19 protein-coding genes are annotated in these 22,743 nt (G+C 32.4%); 4 read left to right on the top strand and 15 right to left on the bottom strand.

What is annotated here, in order from left to right:
- Positions 1-10 precede the first annotated feature (10 nt).
- Positions 11-337, top strand: a complete 327-nt coding sequence (locus AC9UFV_RS04400; RefSeq protein WP_509573192.1) for a hypothetical protein — start codon at positions 11-13, stop codon at positions 335-337.
- Between the two features lie 2 nt (positions 338-339).
- Positions 340-987 (top strand): alpha/beta hydrolase, encoded by a 648-nt coding sequence (locus tag AC9UFV_RS04395; RefSeq protein WP_509573190.1) that lies wholly within the window; start codon positions 340-342, stop codon positions 985-987.
- 11 nt (positions 988-998) lie between these two features.
- On the opposite strand, the gene AC9UFV_RS04390 is transcribed toward AC9UFV_RS04395, so the two are convergent.
- Together AC9UFV_RS04390 and AC9UFV_RS04385 are read right to left on the bottom strand one after the other, a co-directional pair.
- Positions 999-1,499 carry a hypothetical protein gene (locus AC9UFV_RS04390; protein WP_509573188.1) on the bottom strand — a complete coding sequence of 167 codons (501 nt, stop codon included), beginning with the start codon at positions 1,497-1,499 and terminating at the stop codon, positions 999-1,001.
- A 2-nt stretch (positions 1,500-1,501) separates the two neighbouring features.
- The gene (locus AC9UFV_RS04385; RefSeq protein ID WP_509573187.1) at positions 1,502-2,266 is read right to left on the bottom strand and encodes an MBL fold metallo-hydrolase; all 765 of its coding nucleotides are present in this window, start codon (positions 2,264-2,266) and stop codon (positions 1,502-1,504) included.
- Between the two features lie 92 nt (positions 2,267-2,358).
- Between AC9UFV_RS04385 and AC9UFV_RS04380 the strand changes: the two genes are divergently transcribed.
- Positions 2,359-3,816, top strand: coding sequence for a TonB-dependent receptor (locus tag AC9UFV_RS04380; protein WP_509573184.1), 1,458 nt, complete (start codon positions 2,359-2,361; stop codon positions 3,814-3,816).
- Positions 3,817-3,916: 100 nt separating this feature from the next.
- Here the strand turns inward: AC9UFV_RS04380 and AC9UFV_RS04375 are convergent, their stop codons facing one another.
- From AC9UFV_RS04375 to bcp, 3 genes are all read right to left on the bottom strand, one after another.
- Positions 3,917-4,414 carry a helix-turn-helix domain-containing protein gene (locus AC9UFV_RS04375; RefSeq protein WP_509573181.1) on the bottom strand — a complete coding sequence of 166 codons (498 nt, stop codon included), beginning with the start codon at positions 4,412-4,414 and terminating at the stop codon, positions 3,917-3,919.
- On the bottom strand, positions 4,404-4,802 hold the full coding sequence (locus tag AC9UFV_RS04370; protein WP_509573178.1) for a hypothetical protein: 399 nt from the start codon (positions 4,800-4,802) through the stop codon (positions 4,404-4,406). Before AC9UFV_RS04370 ends, AC9UFV_RS04375 begins: the two co-directional genes overlap by 11 nt.
- A 313-nt stretch (positions 4,803-5,115) precedes the next feature.
- A complete protein-coding gene (bcp, locus tag AC9UFV_RS04365) occupies positions 5,116-5,568 on the bottom strand; it encodes a thioredoxin-dependent thiol peroxidase (protein WP_509565555.1) in 453 nt (150 codons plus the stop codon).
- A gap of 88 nt (positions 5,569-5,656) precedes the next feature.
- Here bcp and AC9UFV_RS04360 point away from each other — a divergent pair, with 88 nt between their 5' ends.
- Entirely contained in the window at positions 5,657-6,316 is a 660-nt protein-coding gene (locus AC9UFV_RS04360) for an endonuclease III domain-containing protein (protein ID WP_509573176.1), read from the top strand.
- A 17-nt stretch (positions 6,317-6,333) separates the two neighbouring features.
- Here AC9UFV_RS04360 and AC9UFV_RS04355 read toward each other — a convergent pair whose 3' ends face one another.
- The 10 genes from AC9UFV_RS04355 to AC9UFV_RS04310 form a co-directional block, all read right to left on the bottom strand.
- Positions 6,334-6,477 (bottom strand): hypothetical protein, encoded by a 144-nt coding sequence (locus tag AC9UFV_RS04355; protein WP_509573173.1) that lies wholly within the window; start codon positions 6,475-6,477, stop codon positions 6,334-6,336.
- Positions 6,478-6,533: 56 nt separating this feature from the next.
- The gene (locus AC9UFV_RS04350) at positions 6,534-7,118 is read right to left on the bottom strand and encodes an RNA polymerase sigma factor (protein ID WP_509573170.1); all 585 of its coding nucleotides are present in this window, start codon (positions 7,116-7,118) and stop codon (positions 6,534-6,536) included.
- Between the two features lie 223 nt (positions 7,119-7,341).
- Entirely contained in the window at positions 7,342-8,103 is a 762-nt protein-coding gene (locus AC9UFV_RS04345) for a glycoside hydrolase family 16 protein (RefSeq protein WP_509573167.1), read from the bottom strand.
- Positions 8,104-8,111: 8 nt separating this feature from the next.
- A complete protein-coding gene (bglX, locus tag AC9UFV_RS04340) occupies positions 8,112-10,406 on the bottom strand; it encodes a beta-glucosidase BglX (RefSeq protein ID WP_509573165.1) in 2,295 nt (764 codons plus the stop codon).
- 72 nt (positions 10,407-10,478) lie between these two features.
- Positions 10,479-12,119, bottom strand: coding sequence for a family 16 glycosylhydrolase (locus tag AC9UFV_RS04335; protein WP_509573162.1), 1,641 nt, complete (start codon positions 12,117-12,119; stop codon positions 10,479-10,481).
- 35 nt (positions 12,120-12,154) lie between these two features.
- Positions 12,155-13,246 (bottom strand): hypothetical protein, encoded by a 1,092-nt coding sequence (locus AC9UFV_RS04330; protein WP_509573160.1) that lies wholly within the window; start codon positions 13,244-13,246, stop codon positions 12,155-12,157.
- Positions 13,247-13,257: 11 nt separating this feature from the next.
- Positions 13,258-14,733: a RagB/SusD family nutrient uptake outer membrane protein gene (locus tag AC9UFV_RS04325; RefSeq protein WP_509573157.1), complete on the bottom strand. Its 1,476-nt coding sequence runs from the start codon at positions 14,731-14,733 to the stop codon at positions 13,258-13,260.
- Positions 14,734-14,743: 10 nt separating this feature from the next.
- On the bottom strand, positions 14,744-17,827 hold the full coding sequence (locus AC9UFV_RS04320) for a SusC/RagA family TonB-linked outer membrane protein (RefSeq protein WP_509573154.1): 3,084 nt from the start codon (positions 17,825-17,827) through the stop codon (positions 14,744-14,746).
- A 251-nt stretch (positions 17,828-18,078) separates the two neighbouring features.
- Positions 18,079-20,889: a helix-turn-helix and ligand-binding sensor domain-containing protein gene (locus tag AC9UFV_RS04315; RefSeq protein ID WP_509573152.1), complete on the bottom strand. Its 2,811-nt coding sequence runs from the start codon at positions 20,887-20,889 to the stop codon at positions 18,079-18,081.
- Positions 20,890-21,056: 167 nt separating this feature from the next.
- A partial coding sequence (locus AC9UFV_RS04310; protein ID WP_509573150.1) for a T9SS type A sorting domain-containing protein occupies positions 21,057-22,743 on the bottom strand: 1,687 nt, incomplete at its 5' end.

The raw sequence follows: 22,743 nt of genomic DNA, 5'->3' as shown, positions 1-22,743 counted from the left end.
TAAATTAAAAATGGAAAATTCTGTTGAAGAAGGAAAAACAATAGCAATTACAAGCTATATTTTAATTGTGGGTGTACTTATTGCAATGTCTATGAATAGTGAAAATAAAAATTCATATGCTTCATTTCACATTCGTCAAGCATTGGGTATTTCATTGACATTCATTTCTTTAGGATTAATAATTAGTAATTTCAACTCCCTTTTTATTTCTGTTCCAATGTGGATTTCAGTTTCCATATTATGGACTTATGGAATATTTAGCGCAATTAGTGGATCTGAAAAACCAATTCCAATTTTAGGTCACTATTTTCAAAATTGGTTTAAAACCATCTCATAATAATGGAATTATCATTAGAATATCAAATTCGCGAACCAAAAATAATTGTAGAAAAAAATCCATTATTGCTATTATTACACGGTTATGGAAGTAATGATTCCGACTTGTTTTCATTCGCTTCTGAATTACCCGAAGAATATTATGTAATATCCCCTAGAGCACCCTATGATCTACAATATGGTAGCTATGCTTGGTATGCGATTAATTTTGATGCCGATCAAAATAAATTTTCTGATCACGATCAGGCAATATTATCAAGAGATTTAGTGGTTAAATTCATCGAAGAATTGAAAGTAAAATTCCCAATTGATAGTTCCAATATTACCTTAATTGGCTTCAGCCAAGGTTCGATTTTGAGTTATTCAATTGCGCTTTCTAATCCAAATATTGTTCAACGTGTTGGTGCATTGAGCGGCTATTTAAACTTGGATATAAATAGTGAAAATTACCAAAACAATGATTTTAGTAATTTAAAAGTATTTGCTTCTCATGGAACTGTCGATCAAGTAATTCCTGTAGAATGGGCGCGTAAAACAGATCCTATTTTGAAAAGTTTAGGGATAAATTCTACCTATAAAGAATATCCTATTGGTCATGGCGTTTCTCCACAGAACTTTTTTGATTTAAAAGATTGGTTGCAGGGAAAATAATACCTAAAATATTACTTTTTTGGAAACATCAATGATTGATTGATTTCAAATGTAAAGGTGTTATTTTCTTTTACAAAATACTTCAATAAGACTTCCCCATAGTTATCACCATCATTGAAATCTGCTATAATCCATCGGTAATTGATCACTTTAATTTTGTTAATGACAAATTTATTATTTCCTAACTTTTTTTGACATGTATAAGGATTTCCATTCGGATTTTCATTCAATTTTAATAATGCTTCTTTAATTTCAGGAACTAATTTAGAAACATCACTTTTTTGATCGGGATTTGAAGTGAAATAATATTGTGCTTTTTTATTATTATCAAGAGAAAAATAATTTGCGTCCTGAAGTTTTGAATTAAATTCTTTCTCTTTTGAATTTAACTTTTTAGTCAATTTCTCTATTTGCGTATTTTGAAATTCTACCTGTTTTGAATAATAGGCATAAGTAAAAATATTAAATAATAATGCCAGAATGAAAAGATAAAGTAATAGAGAATGTTTCATATTTATAAATTTATTTCAAGATTATCGTAAGCTAAATAAACAGATTCGGGAAGTTTGTTTTGAACTTCATCGTGAAAACCAAGATGATAACTTATGTGAGTTAAATAGGCTTTTTTTGGTTTGACCAATGCAATAAAATCCAAAGCCTCCTGCAAATTAAAATGGGTATTATGATGTTCTTCCCGTAAAGCATTGATTACCAAAATATCAAGGTATTTTAATTTATCAAGCTCTTGATTGTCAATAGTTTTAACATCGGTTAAATAAGCAAAAGATTCAATTCGATAACCAAAAACTTGAAGACTTCCGTGCATGACATTTATAGGGGTAATTTCTTTTCCTCCCAATTCAAACGTTTCATTATTTACCACTTCAAAAGTAGAAACTGTTGGAGCACCTGGATACTTGTTTTCTGTTTCAAAAACATAATCGAAGCGTCTTTTTAAATTGTTTAAAACACGTTGGTGTGCATAAATTGGAATATCACCTTGTTTAAAATTAAAAGGTCGGATATCGTCTAAACCAGCGGTGTGATCGGCATGTTCGTGGGTGTATAAAATGGCATCCACTTTTGGGCATTTTGAAGCTAACATTTGCTGTCTGAAGTCAGGGCCGCAATCTATAATTAAGGAAAAGTTATCCCACGAAACCCAAACTGAAACTCGTAGTCTTTTGTCTTTTGGATTTTCGCTTAAGCAAACAGGGTGATTACTACCAATTACTGGAATTCCTTGTGAAGTGCCTGTGCCCAAAAAATAAACTTTCACCTAATTTTTTTTACAAAAATAATATTAAAATTCTTTTATTGAGGTGCTATTTTACTAACTTTGTAAACAAGTTTATTGTAAATCATAAAAAAGTGACTGAAATTAAATTAAAAGGTGACAAAGTCATCGAACAAATCCCTTCAATTAAAGACAAAGCACTTCGTATTAATTTAAACGAAAATATCTACGGGACATTTGCGGAAATCGGTGCTGGACAAGAAACGGTTAGACATTTTTTTAGAGCTGGCGGATCTTCTGGAACAATTGCAAAGGCAATGTCGGCGTATGATAAAGATTTTAGTGACGCTATTTACGGCGATGAGGAAGACGGAAGATACGTTACTGAAAGTCGCTTAAAAAAAATGCTTTCTCACGAATATGCCTTAATTGAAAACCGATTAAGTCGTGAAAAACATCCTAATAAAATGTTTTTTAGTTACGCGAATACGGTAGCTACAATTGACTTTGCTAAAAAATTTAAAGGTCACGGATGGGTTGGAATCCGATTCCAAATTGAACCAGACGAAGCAATAAACGAAATTATAATTCACATTCGATTTAAAGAAACGGATGCTCGTTTACAACAAGAAACTTTAGGTATTTTAGGAGTTAATTTAATTTATGGCGCTTACTACAAATACAACGATCCTAAAAAACTTCTTCGCTATTTATACGATCACTTAGACAAAGACCAATTAGAAATTGATACCATCAATTTTTCTGGTCCTCGCTTTGCCAATGTTGACAACCGATTAATGAGTTTGCAACTCGTTAAAAACGGAATGACCGACGCGGTGATGTTTGACCCAAGCGGAAATAATATATTGCCTGCTGCGATTTTGTATAAGAAAAATATCTTAGCGCTACGTGGTAGTTTTAGACCGGTAACTAAGGTAAATATGGACATGTACGAGCATTCCTTAAAAATGTTCCTCAATGAAAATAAGGTTGATAAAGAAAATACATTAGTTGTTTTTGAAATTACACTTTCTAACTTGCGTTCTGACGGAGAAATTGACGAACGCGATTTCATGGACAGAGCTGAATTACTTTGTTCGTTAGGACAAACCGTTATGATTTCGAACTTCCAAGAATTTTATCGTGTGGTTGAATATTTCTCAAATTATACTAAATCCAGAATGGGATTGGCAATGGGAGTAAATAATTTAGTTGATATTTTTGACGAAAAATACTACCGCCATTTAAGTGGAGGGATTTTGGAGGCGTTTGGAAAATTATTCTATCGCGATTTAAAAGTTTTCCTATATCCAATGATTGGAGATAATAAAGAGATTATTAATTCTGAGAATTTAAAAGTTCACCCACGAATGAAAGAGTTGTACAAATTCTTTAAATTCAATGGTAAAGTAATAGATATTGAAGATTATGACCCTCAAAATTTAGAAATTTTCTCTAGGGAAGTTCTAAAAATGATTAGCGAGGGACAATCGGGTTGGGAAATTATGCTTCCACAAGGAATTAGCGAAATCATTAAAAAACACCATCTTTTTGGTTACGACCCAAATAAAGTATTGGAAATCAATAACTAAATAATTATGAAGCCAGGAAATTTTCCTGGCTTTTTTTTGTTTTTGTCATGCTGAATTGGTTTCAGCATCTTGAAATTTAGCAACATTAACAATTATTAAATTAAGTACATTCTTCCATTAATCTTTTTGATATCTCTTCTTTTTTTACATTATCGATTGCATCGCACAATTGAACGTATTTGTATATCACTTTTTTATTTTCAAGGCACATTTTTATCAATCTACCGCTAGACAAGGAAGTAATGCCTTCATTTTCAATATTAGAAATGGTGTTTTTGCTAAAACCTAATATTACACTAAACATAGATGCCGAAATATTGTATTTGTTTCTAAAATCGATTATTTCGTTGGGTGAAGCAGCTCCTTTAGCAATATGATAGGCATTTTTCAATGCTTTTATATTGCGTTCCATTTGCTTTTTTGTATAATATTTCTCTTTTGAATCTGTATTTATTTTACCTGTATTTTCATCTACAGAATAATCCAAATAATAGAACTCATTATATTCTAATTTTACTCCTTTGTATTCTTTTTTCACAACAGCAGATAACTCGTTAGTAGTTGAATTATCTCTTGTTAATATTTTTTTATTTTCCATAGTTCAAATTTTTAAAAGGTTGTGCCATTGGGTGTTTTGGCAAATGATTTGAAAATAATAGTATCTGTAAACCACTAACTTCTAATCCATATTTTAGATAAATTTCTACATTACTTTTTCCTATTTTAGTGCAAAAAGCACAAACATTAAAATCGGAAGAAGTCGACGGGTCGATACCCCTATAATAATTTTCTGTAGTTAAATTTTCTATCGCCTCCTCTATATCGTCAAGTTCTATATCGAAATCCAAAACTAGAACTTGCAATTCTGAATTAGCTTTACCTGTAAATGTAATTTCTACACCTTCAATGAGTCTCCTTCTAGTTTCGTCTAAAAAATTTTGAATTAAAGTAATATTCTCTGCATTATTCGGCAATTCTAACATCATTTTGTATGGTTTATAATATAAATACAAATATATCAATTATAATTATATTCCCAATCATTGGGAGGAATATTTAACATTAAATTTTATAATTTAAGTATTTGTCATGCTGAATTGGTTTCAGCATCTAATAGAAGCTGAAATAAAATCCGATTGACAAATCAAAGGTGTTTTCAGTTTGAAAAATCTAAACATGAACAACTAGCCCCGATAGTAGCGGCATCCTGTTGTGGCGGGGTTCGCCACTACAGATACAGCGAATAGCGGGACTAATCGTGAATGGAAACTAGAGGTTTTGCTCCCAATAATTAAAAAACTATTTTAGAATTTGGCTTGCGTGTTCTTTGGTTTTTACATCGGAAATAACTTCGTCAATAAGTCCGTTTTCATCGATAATGAAAGTCGTTCTGTGGATTCCGTCGTATTCCTTACCCATGAATTTTTTAGGTCCCCAAACTCCGAATGCCTGAATTACCGATTTGTCTTCGTCTGCCAAAAGTGGAAAAGGAAATTCAAACTTATTCTTAAATTTAGCTTGGTCTTTTTGAGAATCAGCGCTTACGCCCAAAATAGCATAATTGTTGGCTTGGAAACGCTCAAAATTGTCTCTTAAATCGCAGGCTTCAGCGGTGCAACCTGGTGTATTTGCTTTTGGATAAAAGAAAACTACTAACTTTTTTCCGCTGTAATCGGCTAGTTTATGAGTAGTTCCATCTTGATCTACTCCTGAAAATTGTGGGGCTTTATCACCTTTTTTTAATGTTGTCATGGTATGTGTTTTAAATTGAAACTGCTTATTTGAAAATGAAAATCAATACAATAATTGTAGTAAATTTACGATTCAAATTTAACGAAAAATGAATAAGCAAGAACGAATAACATTTGTTATAAATACGTTAAAAGAAAAATACCCTAGTATTCCGATTCCGCTAGACCACAAAGACCCGTATACTTTGCTTGTTGCGGTGTTGCTTTCGGCGCAATGTACTGACGTTAGAGTTAATAAAATCACGCCACTATTGTTTGCTAATGCCGACAATCCATATGATATGGTGAAAATGACCGTGGAAGAAATTAAGGAAATTATTCGTCCTTGCGGTTTATCGCCTATGAAATCTAAGGGAATTTATGGCTTGTCGCAAATATTAATTGATAAATACGACGGCAAAGTTCCTCAGGATTTCAAAGCCCTAGAAGAACTTCCGGCTGTGGGACATAAAACGGCAAGTGTGGTGATGTCGCAAGCTTTTGGGGTTCCCGCTTTTCCAGTAGATACGCACATTCACAGGTTAATGTACCGATGGAATTTAACGAATGGAAAAAACGTGGTTCAAACAGAGAAAGATGCAAAACGGATATTCCCAGAAGAACTATGGAACGATTTACACTTGCAAATTATTTGGTACGGACGTGAATATTCTCCCGCTCGAGGTTGGAATTTAGATACGGATATTATTACGAAAACCATCGGCCGTAAATCGGTGATTGAGGATTACTACAAAAAAAAATCCCGATAAAGTTATCGGGATTTTAATTAGTTAGCTAGAATTTCGAAATTTTTATTACCCACTTTAACGATATTCAAGGCTTTTGAATAGTTCAATAAGAATTGAATTGTTTCTTTTTTTGGTAATTTTTTTGAAATTTCTAAAGCTTCTTTAGAGTAAATTTTCGCCATAATTGATTAGAATTAATTTCTATTTTTATTATAACGAAAAAGGTATTCAAATAGTATTAATTTGTTAATATAATTTGATGTTTGTCAATAACTTTTCTTAAGTTCATGATTGCATAACGCATTCTACCTAAGGCAGTGTTGATGCTAACCCCTGTTAACTCTGAGATTTCTTTAAAACTTAGGTCTTGATACATTCTCATCACCAAAACTTCTTTTTGATCTTCAGGTAGTTCTTCGATTAATTTTCTTAAATCGGATTCTACTTGTGAAGTGATCAATTGAGATTCGATGTTTGGAACATTATCTGACATGATAGAAAAGATTGAAAAATCCTCTGTTTCTCTGAACATTGGCATTTTTTTGTTTTTTCTATAATAATCGATAATCAAGTTGTGAGAAATTCGCATAACCCATGGTAAGAATTTTCCTTCTTCATTGTAAGAATTGGATTTCAGGGTTTTAATTACTTTAATAAAAGTATCTTGAAAGATATCGTCTGCTATATCTCTATCTGATAACTTAGAATAGATAAAACCGTAAATCTTAGATTGGTGTCTGTTGATTAATATAGACAAGGAATTTTCATCACCTGCTATGTAATTTTTTACCAATAACGCGTCTGAGGTTTGTACATTAGCCATAAAAATACTTTTTAGTTGTTAAAATAAAATTGGAGAATTATCTCTAAAAAGTAGTTTTTTGTATAGGCAAATGTTAAATTAAGATTAATATTGAGACAAATATACTATAAATAAAATTTATAAAACAAATAAAATTTAAAAATTTAACATTTATAATGCAATAAAATATAAAAAAGTATGATATATGTTTAATAAATCAAGGGAGATATTGAATAATAATCAGCTATTGATAGACTTTAATGTAATCTATATAAAATTGCTGTGGAAAAACTGATTTATCTACTTCTGGACCACCAAAATTACCCCCTACGGCTAGATTTACAATTAGGTAAAAAGGTTGGTTAAAAGGCCAAGTATCATCATTTTTTACACTTGGTTGAAAGGTATATACCAATTTGGAATCAACGAAAAATTCAATTTTATCCTTTGTCCAATCCATTGCATAAATATGATAGCCCTCTTCGATATTCTCAAATTTTGTTTTCTTGGTGTTGATAGTTTCTCCATGACTGTCTTGCGTATGCAAAGAAGTAAAAACCATATGTGGCTCTCGGCCAATGTATTCTAGGATATCAATTTCACCACATTTTGGCCATCCAATTGAAGAAATATTAGATCCCAACATCCAGAAAGCAGGCCATAAACCATGACCAACGGGTAATTTAGCTCTGGCTTCAAAACGACCGTATTGGAATTGCTTTTTGCCTTTAGTAGTGATTTTTGTAGAAGTAAATACCTCATTCTCTAATTTGGCTTGAATGATTAAATTCCCGTCTTTTAAAGTATGGTTTGTTTCTGTATATATTTGACGTTCATTGTTTCCCCAACCGCACAAATCGGGACATCCGTTTCCGATATCAAAATTCCAAGAATCGCGATTTAGAGTTTTAGAATCGAAATTCTCTTTCCAAACCAATTTTCGTTTTTGGGTTTGAGCATAATTAAGACTGCTAATTAAAACAAGAACAATAAGTAATTTTTTCATCAAGCTCGTTAATTTAAAAATTGGAAACTACCTTCAAGAGTAGTATTTGAGCTTCCGCCAATGAATACTTTAAAATCACCTGCTTCTGTTTCCCATTTTGAATTTGCAGTGAAGAACTGTAGTGTTTTTTCGTTAATAGTAAAAATAACTTCTTTAGATTCGTTTGGTTGCAATTCAACCATTTCAAATCCTTTAAGTTCTTTTACAGGTCTTGTAGTGCTAGCAACTAAATCACGGATATACAATTGAGCAACTTCTTTTCCAGCTACTTTACCAGTGTTTTTGAGTGTGAAACTAACTTTAATTTCACCATTTTTCGACAATGAATTTGTACTTAATTTCAGATTAGAATATTCAAATTTAGAATAACTCAACCCATAACCAAATGGATAAAGCGGCGTGTTTTTTTCATCTGAATAATGCGACCAGAATACACTTTCAGGCTCACTCATTGTAGGTCTTCCTGTATTTTTATAATTATAATATATTGGCACTTGACCCACATTTCTTGGAAAAGTCATTGGCAATTTTCCACTTGGATTGTAATCGCCATAAAGTACTTGTGCAATTGCATTTCCACTTTGAGTTCCTAAATGCCACGCTTCAACAATTGCTGGAATATGAGCATCAGCCCATGGAATTACTAATGGACGACCGTTATTTAAAACTAAAACAATATTAGGATTTACTTTATATATTTCTTCTAATAACTCTTGCTGAACTCCAGGTAATCCTAAGTCGGTTCTACTTCTACCCTCACCTGTTTGCAATCCATGTTCACCTAAAACCATTACAACAACGTCTACTTTTTTTGCTAAGGCAATCGCTTCCGCAAATTCTGATTTGTCTGTGGTGTTAATTTTAGTTTCCCAAACGAATTGCGTTCTTCCAATAGTTACATCAGCACCTTTAGCGTAAGTAAGTTGGTTGTCTTTGTATTTTTGCATTCCTTCTAAAACAGAAACGGCAGTATTATCATCGGCAGCAATTCTCCAACTTCCTAACGGACTTGTTTTGTCATTTGCCAAAGCACCAATTAATCCGATTTTTAAACCTGATTTTTTAAGTGGTAAAACTTCATTTTCATTTTTCAAAAGTACAATCGACTTTTTAGCAACATCTAAAACTCCGTCCTGAAAAGCTTGTTTTCCAACGGTTTGTTTTTCATTATTTTCATCACAATATTTATAGGGATTTTCGAATAATCCCAATTCAAATTTCACTTTAAGAATTCGTCCGGCAGCATCATCTATAAGGCTTTCACTAACTTTGCCTTCACGAACAAGGTTTACTAAATTTTCAACGTAAGCATTAGATTCCATGTCCATATCTGATCCTGCGTTCACGGCAATTTCAGTAGCTTGTTTATTATCTTTAGCATAACCATGATTGATCATTTCTCCAATTGAACCCCAGTCAGAAACTACAAAACCATTGAAATTCCATTCTCCTTTTAGGATTTTTCTTTGCAAATAGGAATTCCCAGTTGAAGGAATACCACTAATTTCATTGAAAGAATTCATAAAAGTTCTTACTCCAGCATCAGAAGCAGCTTTAAATGGAGGTAAAATAATATTTTGTAAAGTCGATTCTCCAATATCAACCGTATTATAGTCACGACCTGATTCTGCTAAAGCGTAACCAGCAAAATGTTTGGCGCAAGCTATAATTGACTTATTTGATTTAAAATTATCACCTTGAAAACCTTGAACCCTTGCAGTCGCAATTTGGCTTCCCAAATAAGGATCTTCACCAGCCCCTTCCATTACGCGACCCCAACGAGCATCACGAGCAACATCAACCATTGGTGCGAAAGTCCAATTAATACCTACCGAAGAAGCTTCTTCAGCAGCCATAGAAGCCGAATTTTTAATTGCTTGTAGGTCCCAACTTGCAGCTTCAGCTAATGGAATTGGGCTAATAGTTTTATATCCGTGAATTACATCAAAACCAAAAAGCAATGGAATACCAAGACGAGTTTGTTCAACTGCAATTTTTTGAATAGCGCGAACATCCTTTACCCCTTTTACATTTAGCATAGCTCCAACCATACCGTTTTTTAAATCTGCATATTTTTTTGCTGCTTGACCGTCTTTTGGTGTGGGTCCAGTAATATCCCAAAAACCATTGTATTGATTCATTTGACCTACTTTCTCTTCTAAAGTCATTAGTTTTAAAATAGAATCCACTTTTAGATCAATTGGATTTTTAGTATTATTAGTAACTACTACTGCTTTTGGAGCAGAGCAACTTAAAAAGAATATGGTAATTAATACAATTAGAGATTTTAATAGGTTTTTCATCAAATGATAATTCAATTATTCATAAAAACAACAAGCAATAAATAATTGCTTGTTGTTATCAATATCATATTTTTATTGGTAGACTCTTACGTAATCAACCGACATTGAAGATTGTGTAAATGCTGGATCTACAGGCCCTCCAAATGTTCCTCCCATGGCAACGTTCATAATTAAGAAGAAGTCGCTGTTGAAAGGAAGTGAATTTGTATTTAATACAGTGTGGAACAATACATTATCTACATAAAAACGGATAGATTGTGGGCTCCAAATAACTTTATATATATGATAAGTACTAGAAACATTTGTTGCTGTAATGCGTGAAGTAACTCCATTACCACCTGAACGACCTGTATAGTGAACTGTACCGTGAATTATGTTTGGTTCAAAACCTTTGTGCTCCATAATATCTATTTCTCCACAAGCAGGCCAAGTATTCGTTGCGTAATTTTGCCCTAACATCCATAGTGCAGGCCAAGTTCCAGCTCCCGCAGGTAACTTCGCTCTAAATTCTACTTTACCATATCTAAATTCGAATTTATTTTCCGATTTTAATCTAGCTGAAGTATAAGAATTTCCATTTCTAACGGCTGTAATTACTAAATTTCCACCTTGAACAACTGCATTTGTTGGACTATTTGTATACGTTTGAAGTTCACCATTACCCCAACCTCCGGCACCTAAGTCATAACCCCATTTAGTTGGGTCAGGAGCTCCATCGGTAGCAAATTCATCTGAAAACACCAAATTAGAATAATCAGTTGCATCTTGTGTAGGTTGAACCGATGTAAAAGTATGGTACCAAGCTAAAGCTGGATTTCCTCCCATTACGGCACGAACTACCATTCTAGTTTCTGAAATTGATAAGATTTCATAAGAACTTTGACCAATATAATAACCCATAAAACCACCGTCAGAGAAATTCATCATCGTTCCACGTGTACGAGTTGCAGCACTTGGGCTAGACATAACTACTGATTCAGACGGTCCTAGATTTACATTTTTCAAACCACCTGCATTATAATTATAACAAAAATCGTAACCGGCAGTTCCACCAGCTACACTTTGAAAATCTTTATTAAAGAACGTTTGTCCTTGATTGTTTAATTGGAATTTTAATTGGTTACCCACTTTAGAAAAAACCAATTCATTTGCATAAAGGCAAGAGCTTTCAGCTGATGCTGCTTTTTCCCATGGAGCTGCTTGGTACCAAAGTGGAAAATAATTTTGAGTATCGTCCGTGCTGTTTGGTCCTACGCCAAGGTGTCCAGGCTCAGAAGCTGAAAAATACCAAGTTTTTTGTGAACCTCCAGTTAAAAATTGTACTGCTTCAGGGTCTTCAAAATTACTTAAAATAGTTACATCTAAAGTTGTAGTTGCTGCTACTCCGCCTTTACCTGTTGCAATTACCGTCACAGTAAAAGTATTTAAACCTGTTTGATTGTATCTTTTTTCAAAAATACCTGAAGGCGCATTAGTTGTAGTTCCATCACCAAAAATGTATCGGTAGGAAATTGCATTATCAGCTTTTGCAGTAAATAAAACTTTTCCACTTCCGTCACCATTTGGTGCAGTTGTAGCATTTTGGCCTAAGACCTGAGCGGTAACTACAAAATTTGATGGGGTGTCAATATCACCAAATGTATAAATATCCTCTTGGCAACTTACCAAAAAGAATAATGCAATTACGGATACAAAATTTAATATTTTTTTCATTTTTATATTTTTAAGTTTATGAAAATCAATCACAATTAATTAGTCAAAATTACAGAGTCATAATAGAAAGTATAATTTGCAGAAGCATCTCCTTGAGTTCCCAAATCAAAAATAAATACTAGTTTTTGATATGAATTTGTTGTGGAAATAGCTGTATAATCAAATGTTAGTTCCTGCCAAGCATTTGCTGTGGTTATGGTTACCTCTCTTTCAAAATTGATGCCTGAATTGGTCAAGTTTTCGACTTTCAATAACAATTTAGCGCCCGCTCTTGGAGAATAAACTTTTACTTTAAATTTCTTGTTCACTGAAAAATCAATCGGTGAAGAAAGTGATAATAAACTTCCTCCCCAAACTTGTCCAGGTCCTTTAACCATTCTTGCAACAAATGCCGATGTGTTAATTCCTGATGGAAAAGGATTGGCTACTCTTATTGAGTTTCCTCCATCAAAATTCAAGAAAGAATAATTGATTGAAGTCGATTCAAAATCAACTGGTAATAATAAAAGTACCGATCTTGTAACGGTTACCATTCTTGTAAATGGAACTGCCGATTGAGCACTTCCGCTCACAGCAAAAACTCTAACTTGGTAAGTTCCAGGATTAGTATAAACGTGCGTTTTTGTTTCTCCTTCTAAGAATGTTTCTGGAACTTCATTAGGATTTTCACCATAATAGATTTTAAAATTAGTTTGAAAATCAGCTGTTGCAGTTACATTAATTTCCATTGTATTTAATGAAGAAATACTTAAATTCACTGCCAAGTTGGTGGGCGGAAAAAATGAAATTGCCAAAGGAAATGTTCTTTCTGTTCTTTTTCCATTTAAAGTAATTCCAACAATTTTAAGAGTATAATTTCCTTCATTATATCTATGAGTTGTAGGAACACCAGCGCCTAATAAAGCAGGTTGTGCCGTTGTATCACCATAATAAACTTCAAATTGAGAAATTCCTTCCCCTATCGGAATAATTGTTACTGTTCCAGTATTATCAGGAGCTATAGATATTTTTGCAGAAATATTTGAAGGTGCAGCAATAGCATCTAAATTTATTTCTTCACTTTCTTTTGAACATCCTGTTAGAATGGTCAAAACGAATAGGCTTATTAATAATTTAATATTTTTCATAGTTCTAATTTTTAGTATCCAATATTTTGTTGCCAATTTCCATTTGAAAATTGAATTTCTTCAAATGGCAATGGAAATAACTCGTTTTTATTTGCGACAAAGCCCGTAATTCTTCCAACCGCTTTTCCTGTACGAACAAGATCAAAGAAACGGTGACCTTCACCCAATAACTCTAATCTTCTTTCTGTCCAAATTGCATCTGTCAAAGACTGACCTGTAAGTGTAATTCTGTGGTTGGTATCGCCAAATGCTCTATCTCTAACTGCATTTATATATTGTTGTCCTTTTGCATTATTCCCTGAGCGGCTGTAAGCTTCTGCTGCCATTAACAACACATCAGCATAACGAATTGAACGGTAATTATTTGGATTGGTTAAGTTTTGATCGCCAACATTAGCATCACCCTGACGAGCAATGTACTTTCTATTGAAGAAACCAGTGTGTTTGTAACCAGTTCCATATGAAACTCCAGTATTTAAAGTCGCCCAAGCGGCGATGTTCAATATTGCAACATCTCTTCTTCTATCTCCGGTTTCAAATGCATTGTAAGCTTCTTGGGTTGGAACATTGAAACTATATCCAGAATCAAAAAGTGGTCCTACATAATTTCTAATTCCGTTGAAACCTACAGCTACATTACCTTCACTACATTGGAGACATCCAAAACTAGCCCCTTCAGCATCAGTATATTGAACTTCAAAAACGGATTCCGCATTGTTTTCACCTGAATTTTCAAAAATAGTATTGTAGTTACTAACTAATGAATACGAGTTTGATGTAATTAAAGTTTCCAATACAGCAGCACTTTCGACAAATTTATTTTGGTACAAATAAACTTTTCCTAATAGCGCTTGAGCTGCACCTTTAGTAGCTCTACCCTTTTGAGAAGCGATTGGATTTAGGTTATTGATAGCAAATTGTAAATCAGCTTCAATTGACGCATAAACATCGGCAGTTGAAGATCTTGGGATTGATTTTTCATCATTTACACTAAATCTTTTATCTCCTTTCAATGGAATTCCACCAAAGAATTTAACCAATTCAAAATGGTAATACGCTCTTAGGAATCTTGTTTCACCGATAACTTGATTTTTGTTAGCAAAATCTGTTTTATCTTTAAATTCCATGATGTAGTTACAACGTTGAACACCTGCAAACATCCAATTCCAAACGTCTTTTAAGTTTGGATTTACAGCAGTGTGTGTCATTTCATCTATTTGTTGGATACCAATTACATCGGTAGCACTTTCACCACCAGATAAGGTATTATCCGATGCAATTTCTCCTAACATTACATTAATGTAAGTTGATTGCAACATATCGTAAGCACCTATTAGGGCTCTATTATAATCGGCTTCTGAGTTGAAATAGTTTTCAGAATCGATAGTGTACGGAGCTTCTTCATTTATAAATTCCTTAGAACAAGAAATAGTTACAACTGATGTTGTTACTAATAAAAAAGCGGCTAGAATAGTATATTTTTTCATTTTAAAGAGATTAAAAATTAAGATTTAAACCAATTGAAATTATTCTTGGCATTGGATAGAATCCAGAATCAATTCCTCCTGCAATAGGATCTCCAGTATTTGCAGTTGCATCAAATCCTCTGTATTTTGAGAAGGTATATACGTTATTTATAGAACCGTATAATCTGAATTTAGAAATTCCAAAACTATCGATAACCTTTTTAGGTAGTGAATATCCTAATTGAATGGTTTGAATTCTTAAGAAAGAAGCGTCTTCAACAAAATAGCTAGAAAACAAATTGTTACTTGAAGCCCCAGTTGTTACTCTTGGTACAGTATTGCTTGTTCCTTCCCCAGTCCAACGATCCAATTGATAATTAAGTTTATTCAACTTGTTCTCTGTTCTTTCATAATTACGAATCATATCGTTACCAACAGAAGCATATGAATAAGTTAATAAATCGAAGTTTTTGTAACTCAAATTAATATTGAATCCAAGTGTGTAATCTGCGATAGATTTCCCAATGTACGTTCTATCTTTAAAATCAACTACACCATCACCATTCACATCTTTAAATTTTATATCTCCAGGTGAAGTTGGTGAACCCAAGTTCTGAACAGGAGATGCGTTAATTTGAGCTTGGTTTTGGAAAATACCGTCAGTTTGTAAACCATAGAAAACTCCAATTGGTTGGCCCACTTCCATTCTTGTAGGAGGCAATTGTCCGATTGCAAATGCACCACCTTCAATAAAATTAGTAGAATTATTTACTTCCAATACCTCATTATTGATAGTAGTAATATTAAATCCTATATCGTATTTAAAATCATTGATATTATCTTTATAATTCAAAACCAATTCAATTCCAGAGTTTTTAACTTTACCAGCATTTACGGCAGGAGCTCCTGAACCTGGTGCATATCCACCGTTAATTCCTGAAATTGGCACTCCACCAATAATTAAATCTGTTCTTGTATTGTTAAAATAATCAGCTGTTATTTCTAATTTATTGTCGAATAATTTAGATTCAAAACCTAAATCGATTTTAGTATCTGATTCCCATCTTAAATCTTTATTTGGAATTGTTCCTACCGCAACACCAGGAGTAATTACGTTATCAAATACATAAACCCCTTCCCCAGATAATTGTGATCTGTAGGCATTTGCAGGAGCAACATCATTTCCTAAAGTACCATAACTAGCTTTTAATTTCAAGAAGTTTACAACTCCATTTTTATTGAAGAAATCTTCTTGAGAAACTAGCCAACCTCCTAATATTGATTTGAAATAGGCAACACTATTATTTTCAGAGAAGCTACTTGATTGATCTCTTCTGAAAATGAAAGACAACAAATATTTTTCTTTATAATTATAATCTAAAGTAGAAAAAATTGAAGGTCTTTTATAAGGTGTGGATTTATAAGATCCATTAGTAACAATTCCTGGTCTTGGAAGTGAATTTGGATCAATTTCTAAATCTACAAAAGTAGGTGCTCCAGCTAAAGCGATATCTGCAAATTGCCAAGAGTTGTAAGGTACGTTAAATCCTGTAGCAAATAAACCTTCTCCTCTATTCTCATATAGAGTTCCACCAACAGTTAATTTAATTTTGTGATCCTCGTAAAATGTTTTTTCATATTCACCAAATAAATCAAATGTATAACTGCTAAAACGAGTGGCTTTTTGAGAAACACTGTTATTGGTTACGTTAAAAACTTTTGAATTTCCATAATCAATTCTTTTGCTAAATGTTTTTCCAACATCATTAGCCGAATCAAAACCATATCTAGCAGTAATTTTTATATCATTTATTGGTTTGTATTGCAATACAAAATTACCATTGATTCTTTGCTGGTTATAATTGTTATAGGTATTTTCAATTTGAGCCAATGGATTGATTACTTCATTACCAAAACCAGGAGTAGCAGGTACAAGAGTATAATTTCCATTTGCATCATATGGAGTTAATGTTGCTGGAGTATTAATCGCATTAAATAAAACTGACCCAATTCCATTTTCACTTAAACTCTTTCTATTGTAATCGGTATAAATTAAGTTAGTTGAGAAATTTAATTTTGGAGAAATATCAATTCCTAAAGATATTCTCGCATTGCTTCTATCAAATCCTGATTTATCCAATCCTATGATACCATCTTGAGCAATGTTAGAAGCACTTAAAGAAAACGTAATTTTATCGGAACCTCCTGTCAAAGAAAAATCTTTATTAGAAATACCCGCTTTTTCAAAAACTTGATCTTGCCAATCAGTACCACTTCCTAAACCAGTTACAATTGGATAAGGCAATGCTTGTCCGCCGTTTCCATAACTTTCATTTAATAAAAGAGCGTACTCAGTAGCATCTAACAATTTAATTTTTTTAGTAGTTTCTTGGTAACCAAAATAAGAGTTAAATGAAACTTTAACTTTAGAATTTTTCTTACCCATTTTGGTAGTCACTAAAATAACACCATTAGCTCCTTTAGAACCATATACAGAAGCTTGAGCATCTTTTAAAACCGTTACCGATTCAATGTCTGAAGGGTTTAACAAACTAATATCCCCTTCATAACCATCAATTAAGGTATAAGGAGCGTTATTTGAGTTGGAAGAAATACCTCTAATTCGAATATTAAAACCAGAACCTGGAGCTCCAGAACCACTAGTTACTACGACTCCAGCAACAGTTCCCTGTAAAGCTTGTGTAGCATTAATCGGTTTTAAATCATCAATTGTTTTGCTTGAAACAACCGAAACAGAACCAGTAACATTACGCTTCTTTTTAGATCCGTAACCAACCACGACAATTTCATCCAAAGCTTCAGAAGACGCTTGCATTTCAATGGTTATTTTTTGAGATTTATTAACCTTTATTTCATAATTTTTGTAGCCAACAAAACTAAAAATCAACTTAGCCCCGGCAGGAACTTTAGAAAATTTGAAGTTACCATCAACATCGGTAATTAAAAATTGTGAGGTGTTTTGAATTTCAACATTTACACCTACTAATGGTGTATTTGTTTTGGAATCAATTACCTTTCCGCTAACTTCTATCAATTGGGAATAACCTATTGAAGAAAAGAGCACAAAAGCAATAAACATTAATTTTGATTTCATAATAAATTGGTTTGTTTTAGGAATATAAAAATATTGTTAAGTGGCGTAAAAAAATTAAAAGTAACCACAACAAAAATCATACAATATGAAATAATATTTTGAGAGTGATTAAACGTAAATAAAAATCAATTATACCAGGCTTTTATTGAGGTTTTTTGTATAAAATTTATTTAAAAATTAATGAAAAAACAATGATAAAACAGTTTAATGTTGTGGCGTTGTATAGTTAAATAGATAATAACAAAGTAGCTTTATATTGATAATATATACTCAACAAGGCCTTGTTCGTGCGGCAATTCCATTTTTTTACGCAATCGATAGCGCTTGATCTCCACACTTCGAACAGATATGTTAATCAAAGGGGCCACTTCTTTCGATGAAAGGTTCAATCTTAGGTAGGCACAAAGTCGCAAATCATTGGGCGTAAGTGAAGGATGCGCCAACTTAACTTTCTTCAAAAAGTCCTTATCTGCATTATCAAAGGCTTCTTTGAAAACAGTCCAAGAATCCTCTTCAGAAATATTCTTTGTAATATTCTTAATCACCGATTTTATACTATTATTACTTTCTTCAGAAGTATTCTTTAAATCTTCTTTTATCAATGCTAATAATTCATTTTTCTTGATTAAACTCATTGTTGAAACCGCCAACTCTTTGTTTTTATTATCCACATCTTGAGAAAGCTGTTCGTTTCTAATCTTCATTAATTCTTGTGAATTCTCAAGCTCTTTTATTTCAAGCAACAAGTTGTTTTCTTCAATTAGTTTTTCTCTTTGTGTATGGTAATAGTTTTTGTATGCTTTGTTTATAAAATGGCCTAAAACCATAATTACAATTAAATAAAAGATAATTGCAAAATTGGTTGCATACCAAGGTTTACAAATAACAAAAGTATAGGTTGCCATATTCTCTGGTGTAGAATTTGCAATTTTAGCTCTAACTTTAAAAGTATATTCACCTGGCGATAAATTCTTAAAGCTCACTGAAGACTTTGCGTTCCATTCGCTCCATTCATCTTGAACACCTTCAAGCAAGTATTGGTATTCAGCATTAATATATTTATTATACTCAGGAACAGTATAGTTGAAAGTCACATTGTTTTCAGCATGTTTAAACTCCCCTTCTTCGGTTATTGGAGCAAAAAAGGAAGTCTCATTAATTTTATTGACACTAATATTTGAAATAGAAACATTATAATTTTTAAAACTCAAGTCATTGATGTTCATCGTATAATAACCATCAGTAGTACCAATTAAATAGCCATAATTTGAAATTTGAGTAATATTTTCAAAACCCGACATTGAGTTCGTTAATGCGGCAGGAATTGGTATATTGTTTTGTTTTAAGTCAGAACTTAATTTACTCAAGGTAAAATAATGAATGTAATTTTTTGAAAACAACCATATTTTATTTGAATTATCTACAATCATTTTCCCTGATGTATATTCGTCGTTTTCGAAAACAGAACTTAATAATTTATCTTTCTCAAATTCATTCGTTTTTGAATTTAATTTTAATATTCCGTCTTTGTAAGCGTAATATATTTGATTGTTGAATTTTACTAAACTTGCATTTTTTCCTTTTGTTGGTGTTTTGTATGTAAAGAATTTATTGGTTTTCAATAGATTTTGATCCAACTTAAATCTGAAAACCCCTTTGTATTCGTGACTCACAAAAACATCTAGAGAATTGGTAATTTCAAAATAACGCGAAGAATAATCGAATCCTGTTATTTTATTTCTAAAAACCCATTTGTTGTTTAGATTCTCCAAAACTGAAACTCCGTAATAATTTCCTTGAAGTAATAAATTACTATGATTTGGAACTTTTGAGAATTTCCAAGTACCCGATTGAGAGAAAATACAAGTTGCAACACCTGAATTTATAATAAAAGTTCCAGAATCATGGCCACAGAAAAGAGTGCCTTGATTTTCAAACAACGACCAAACTTGTCCTTTGGTACCGCTGATAAATTGAAAATCATCATTAGATCCATAACTTTTGTAAAACAAACCTTGATTGGTCCCAATATATAATTTTCCTTGATGAGCAATTGAAGTATATACAGTCCCAAGAATTCCAGTATTATCAGCAAAACTTCTAACTGGCGATTGAATGTTTATACAATTAATCCCATTATCTAAACCGAGCCATAAATTTTTATCAGAATCTTCAAAAAGAGATAAAACAGTATTATTACTAAGTCCTTTATTCTGAGTAATGTGGTATTTTATTTTTCCTTCTCTAGAAACTATAAAAATTCCATTGGATACAGTTCCTAAAGCAAAACTGCCGTCCGATAAAATTCTACAACTATAAATTGTACTTGATGAAATCCCAGAATCCATGAAGGTTGGCGACTTAGTAACATTTCCAGCTATTAATTTATACAATCCATCCGATTGGGTTTGGATTAATAAACCTTCAATTGTAGAAAAAACAGATACGATTCTTCCTTTTTGAAAAATAATATTATTTGAAATTAATTTACTAATTCCATTTTCGATTTCAAAAAGACCTTCACCGGGAGATTGATAATATATAGAATTGTTGGTTCTAAATGATTTTACAATTCCGTTTTTAGGAGCAATAATATTGAATTTTCCTGTTTTTGTATCGTAAATAAATATTTTATTTAAAGACTGAAATATGACCCATTGGTCGTAATTCAAAATGTTCCAAAACTGTTCGTCGTCTTGAATTTTGTTTTTTAATGATTTGCTTAATGAAGTATATTTTAGTTGGCCATTTGAATGACGAATCCAGTAACCGAATTCCATGTAACAACCTGTATAAATTTTATTGTCAATTACATTAACAGAACGAATAATGGTTTCGTTTGGCGATGGGTATAAACTCCAAGTAGTTCCGTTATATTCTAATAATCCTTCATTATTTGCAAAATAAATAAAGTCATTTTTATCCTGCGATATCATCCAATTTTGATTTCCAGCGCCATAGGTAACGGGATTGTATTTCACGATAGGAGGAAACTCTTGACAGAATGAAAATTGGAAACTTAGTAAGAATACTATTAAAAAATAGAATTTATTATTAAACATGATAATATATTAATTTTAAGGGATTATAAAGATAAAAAAAAATCAAATTAAACAATATAAAACTCAATATTTATTAAATTCATTTATACTATATTCTTAATTAACTAATAAAAAAAACACGTCCCTTTCGGAACGTGTTTTCTAAACAATATAAACTATTTACTAAACTAATTTTTTACTAATCTTGAAGTTGAAACAACTCCTCCGATTACTGTTTTAACAACGTAAACTCCAGTTTGAAGATTTGCAACATCTAAAGTAACAGAATTACCATTAGCGGTTTTTGCAAGAACTTGTTGACCAAGTACATTGAATAAAGTAACATTTTCAATCACATCATTAGCTTCAATTGTGAAAACTGATGATGTTGGATTTGGATACATTCTGATGTTTGAAGCATTAAAAGAATTAACACCTAAAGCAGCAGCACCGAATCTCATATCGTCAAAATAGTAAGTTTGACCTGATCCAGCAGTACCAAAATTGAAGAAGATAGATGCTTTGTTATATGCAAATGCAGGGTTAAATGGTGTTGTTGCAGGTGTTGTTGGAGTGTCAAAATTGAATTCCATAACTTGCCATCCATTAGCAACAGTAGTTGATGCTTCTGTTTCAACAGATTGCGTAGGTTGTCCCGCAACCTCCACTTTTAAACGTACTGGAGTACCCGCAGTTGGAGACCATACTCTAACATTCATTTTTCTTTCAGTTGTTGTGAAAGGAATAGCTGAACTAAATCCAGTCTCAGCTGTTCCAGCTCCTACCCCAAGAGTAGTTCCTGCCCAAGTCTCACCATTTTTAATTACTTTAGCAACTTTGTTGGTAGATAAAGTTGGATCTGTCTCGATAGTAGAAACAGTCCCTCCAAATGAATTCAAGTTATAATTTACAGTAATATCATCAAAAGTAACTGGTAAATTCATTTGAGATAAAACTGGTCCAATTGGAGCAATTAAACGAATGTCATCAACTAAGAAAGTAAAATTAGCAGATGCATCACCTACTGTTCCTAGATCGAAAATAAATACTAATTTGGTATATTGATTAGTTGTTGAAACGGCTTGATAATCAAATGTCATTTCTTCCCAACCGTTAGCAACAGTTCCTACAACTTCTCTTTCAAATGGAACTACTCCAACAGCACCTTCCACTTTTAATAAAAGTTTAGCACCTACTCTAGGAGAATATACTTTAACTTTAAATATTTTATTTACTGAAAAATCAATTGGTGCAGCTAAAGTTAGGTAACTACCTGCCCATGGTTGACCAGCTCCTTTAACAATTCTACCAACATTAGCAGAAGTATTAATTCCACCTGGATTTGGGTTAGCGATTTTAGTTCCCACTCCACCATCAAAATCAGTAAAACCGTAAGTTACTGTTGTAGATTCAAAATCTATAGGAAGTGAAGGCGCCACAACTACTACAGTAGGAGCTATTAATCTAATTTCATCAAACAAGAATGTAAAATTAGCTGAACCATCACCCATTGTTCCTCTTTCAAAAATTAAAACTAATTTATCATATGAATTTGTTGTAGAAATTAAACTGAAATCAAAAGTCATTTCCCCCCATGCATTAGCTACAGTAGTTAATTCTTCTTTTTCAAAATTAATTGCACCATTGGCAGAATTCTCAACCTTAACTAATACTTTAGCACCAACTCTAGGTGAATAAACTTTTACTTTAAAAATTTTATTAACAGAAAAATTAATTGGAGCAGCTAACACCATTGATGTTCCTCCCCAAGGTTGACCAGCGTTTTTAACCATTCTAGCTACATTAGCAGAAGTATTAATACCACCAGAATTTGGATTCGCAATTTTAGTTGCAACACCACCATCAAAATCTGCA

It is taken from the genome of Flavobacterium sp., from assembly GCF_044349645.1.
Taxonomy (GTDB): domain Bacteria; phylum Bacteroidota; class Bacteroidia; order Flavobacteriales; family Flavobacteriaceae; genus Flavobacterium.
This window is presented reverse-complemented; position numbering and strand designations above follow the sequence as displayed.

Excerpts from the sequence above, each read along its gene's own strand:
- bcp (WP_509565555.1), bottom strand. The coding sequence starts at position 5,568 with ATGACAACATTAAAAAAAGGTGATAAAGCCCCACAATTTTCAGGAGTA.
- AC9UFV_RS04400 (WP_509573192.1), top strand. The coding sequence starts at position 11 with ATGGAAAATTCTGTTGAAGAAGGAAAAACAATAGCAATTACAAGCTAT.
- AC9UFV_RS04375 (WP_509573181.1), bottom strand. The coding sequence starts at position 4,414 with ATGGAAAATAAAAAAATATTAACAAGAGATAATTCAACTACTAACGAG.
- AC9UFV_RS04370 (WP_509573178.1), bottom strand. The coding sequence starts at position 4,802 with ATGATGTTAGAATTGCCGAATAATGCAGAGAATATTACTTTAATTCAA.
- AC9UFV_RS04345 (WP_509573167.1), bottom strand. The coding sequence starts at position 8,103 with ATGAAAAAATTACTTATTGTTCTTGTTTTAATTAGCAGTCTTAATTAT.
- AC9UFV_RS04315 (WP_509573152.1), bottom strand. The coding sequence starts at position 20,889 with ATGTTTAATAATAAATTCTATTTTTTAATAGTATTCTTACTAAGTTTC.
- AC9UFV_RS04390 (WP_509573188.1), bottom strand. The coding sequence starts at position 1,499 with ATGAAACATTCTCTATTACTTTATCTTTTCATTCTGGCATTATTATTT.
- AC9UFV_RS04325 (WP_509573157.1), bottom strand. The coding sequence starts at position 14,733 with ATGAAAAAATATACTATTCTAGCCGCTTTTTTATTAGTAACAACATCA.
- AC9UFV_RS04360 (WP_509573176.1), top strand. The coding sequence starts at position 5,657 with ATGAATAAGCAAGAACGAATAACATTTGTTATAAATACGTTAAAAGAA.
- AC9UFV_RS04350 (WP_509573170.1), bottom strand. The coding sequence starts at position 7,118 with ATGGCTAATGTACAAACCTCAGACGCGTTATTGGTAAAAAATTACATA.
- AC9UFV_RS04330 (WP_509573160.1), bottom strand. The coding sequence starts at position 13,246 with ATGAAAAATATTAAATTATTAATAAGCCTATTCGTTTTGACCATTCTA.
- AC9UFV_RS04395 (WP_509573190.1), top strand. The coding sequence starts at position 340 with ATGGAATTATCATTAGAATATCAAATTCGCGAACCAAAAATAATTGTA.
- AC9UFV_RS04320 (WP_509573154.1), bottom strand. The coding sequence starts at position 17,827 with ATGAAATCAAAATTAATGTTTATTGCTTTTGTGCTCTTTTCTTCAATA.
- AC9UFV_RS04355 (WP_509573173.1), bottom strand. The coding sequence starts at position 6,477 with ATGGCGAAAATTTACTCTAAAGAAGCTTTAGAAATTTCAAAAAAATTA.
- bglX (WP_509573165.1), bottom strand. The coding sequence starts at position 10,406 with ATGAAAAACCTATTAAAATCTCTAATTGTATTAATTACCATATTCTTT.
- AC9UFV_RS04335 (WP_509573162.1), bottom strand. The coding sequence starts at position 12,119 with ATGAAAAAAATATTAAATTTTGTATCCGTAATTGCATTATTCTTTTTG.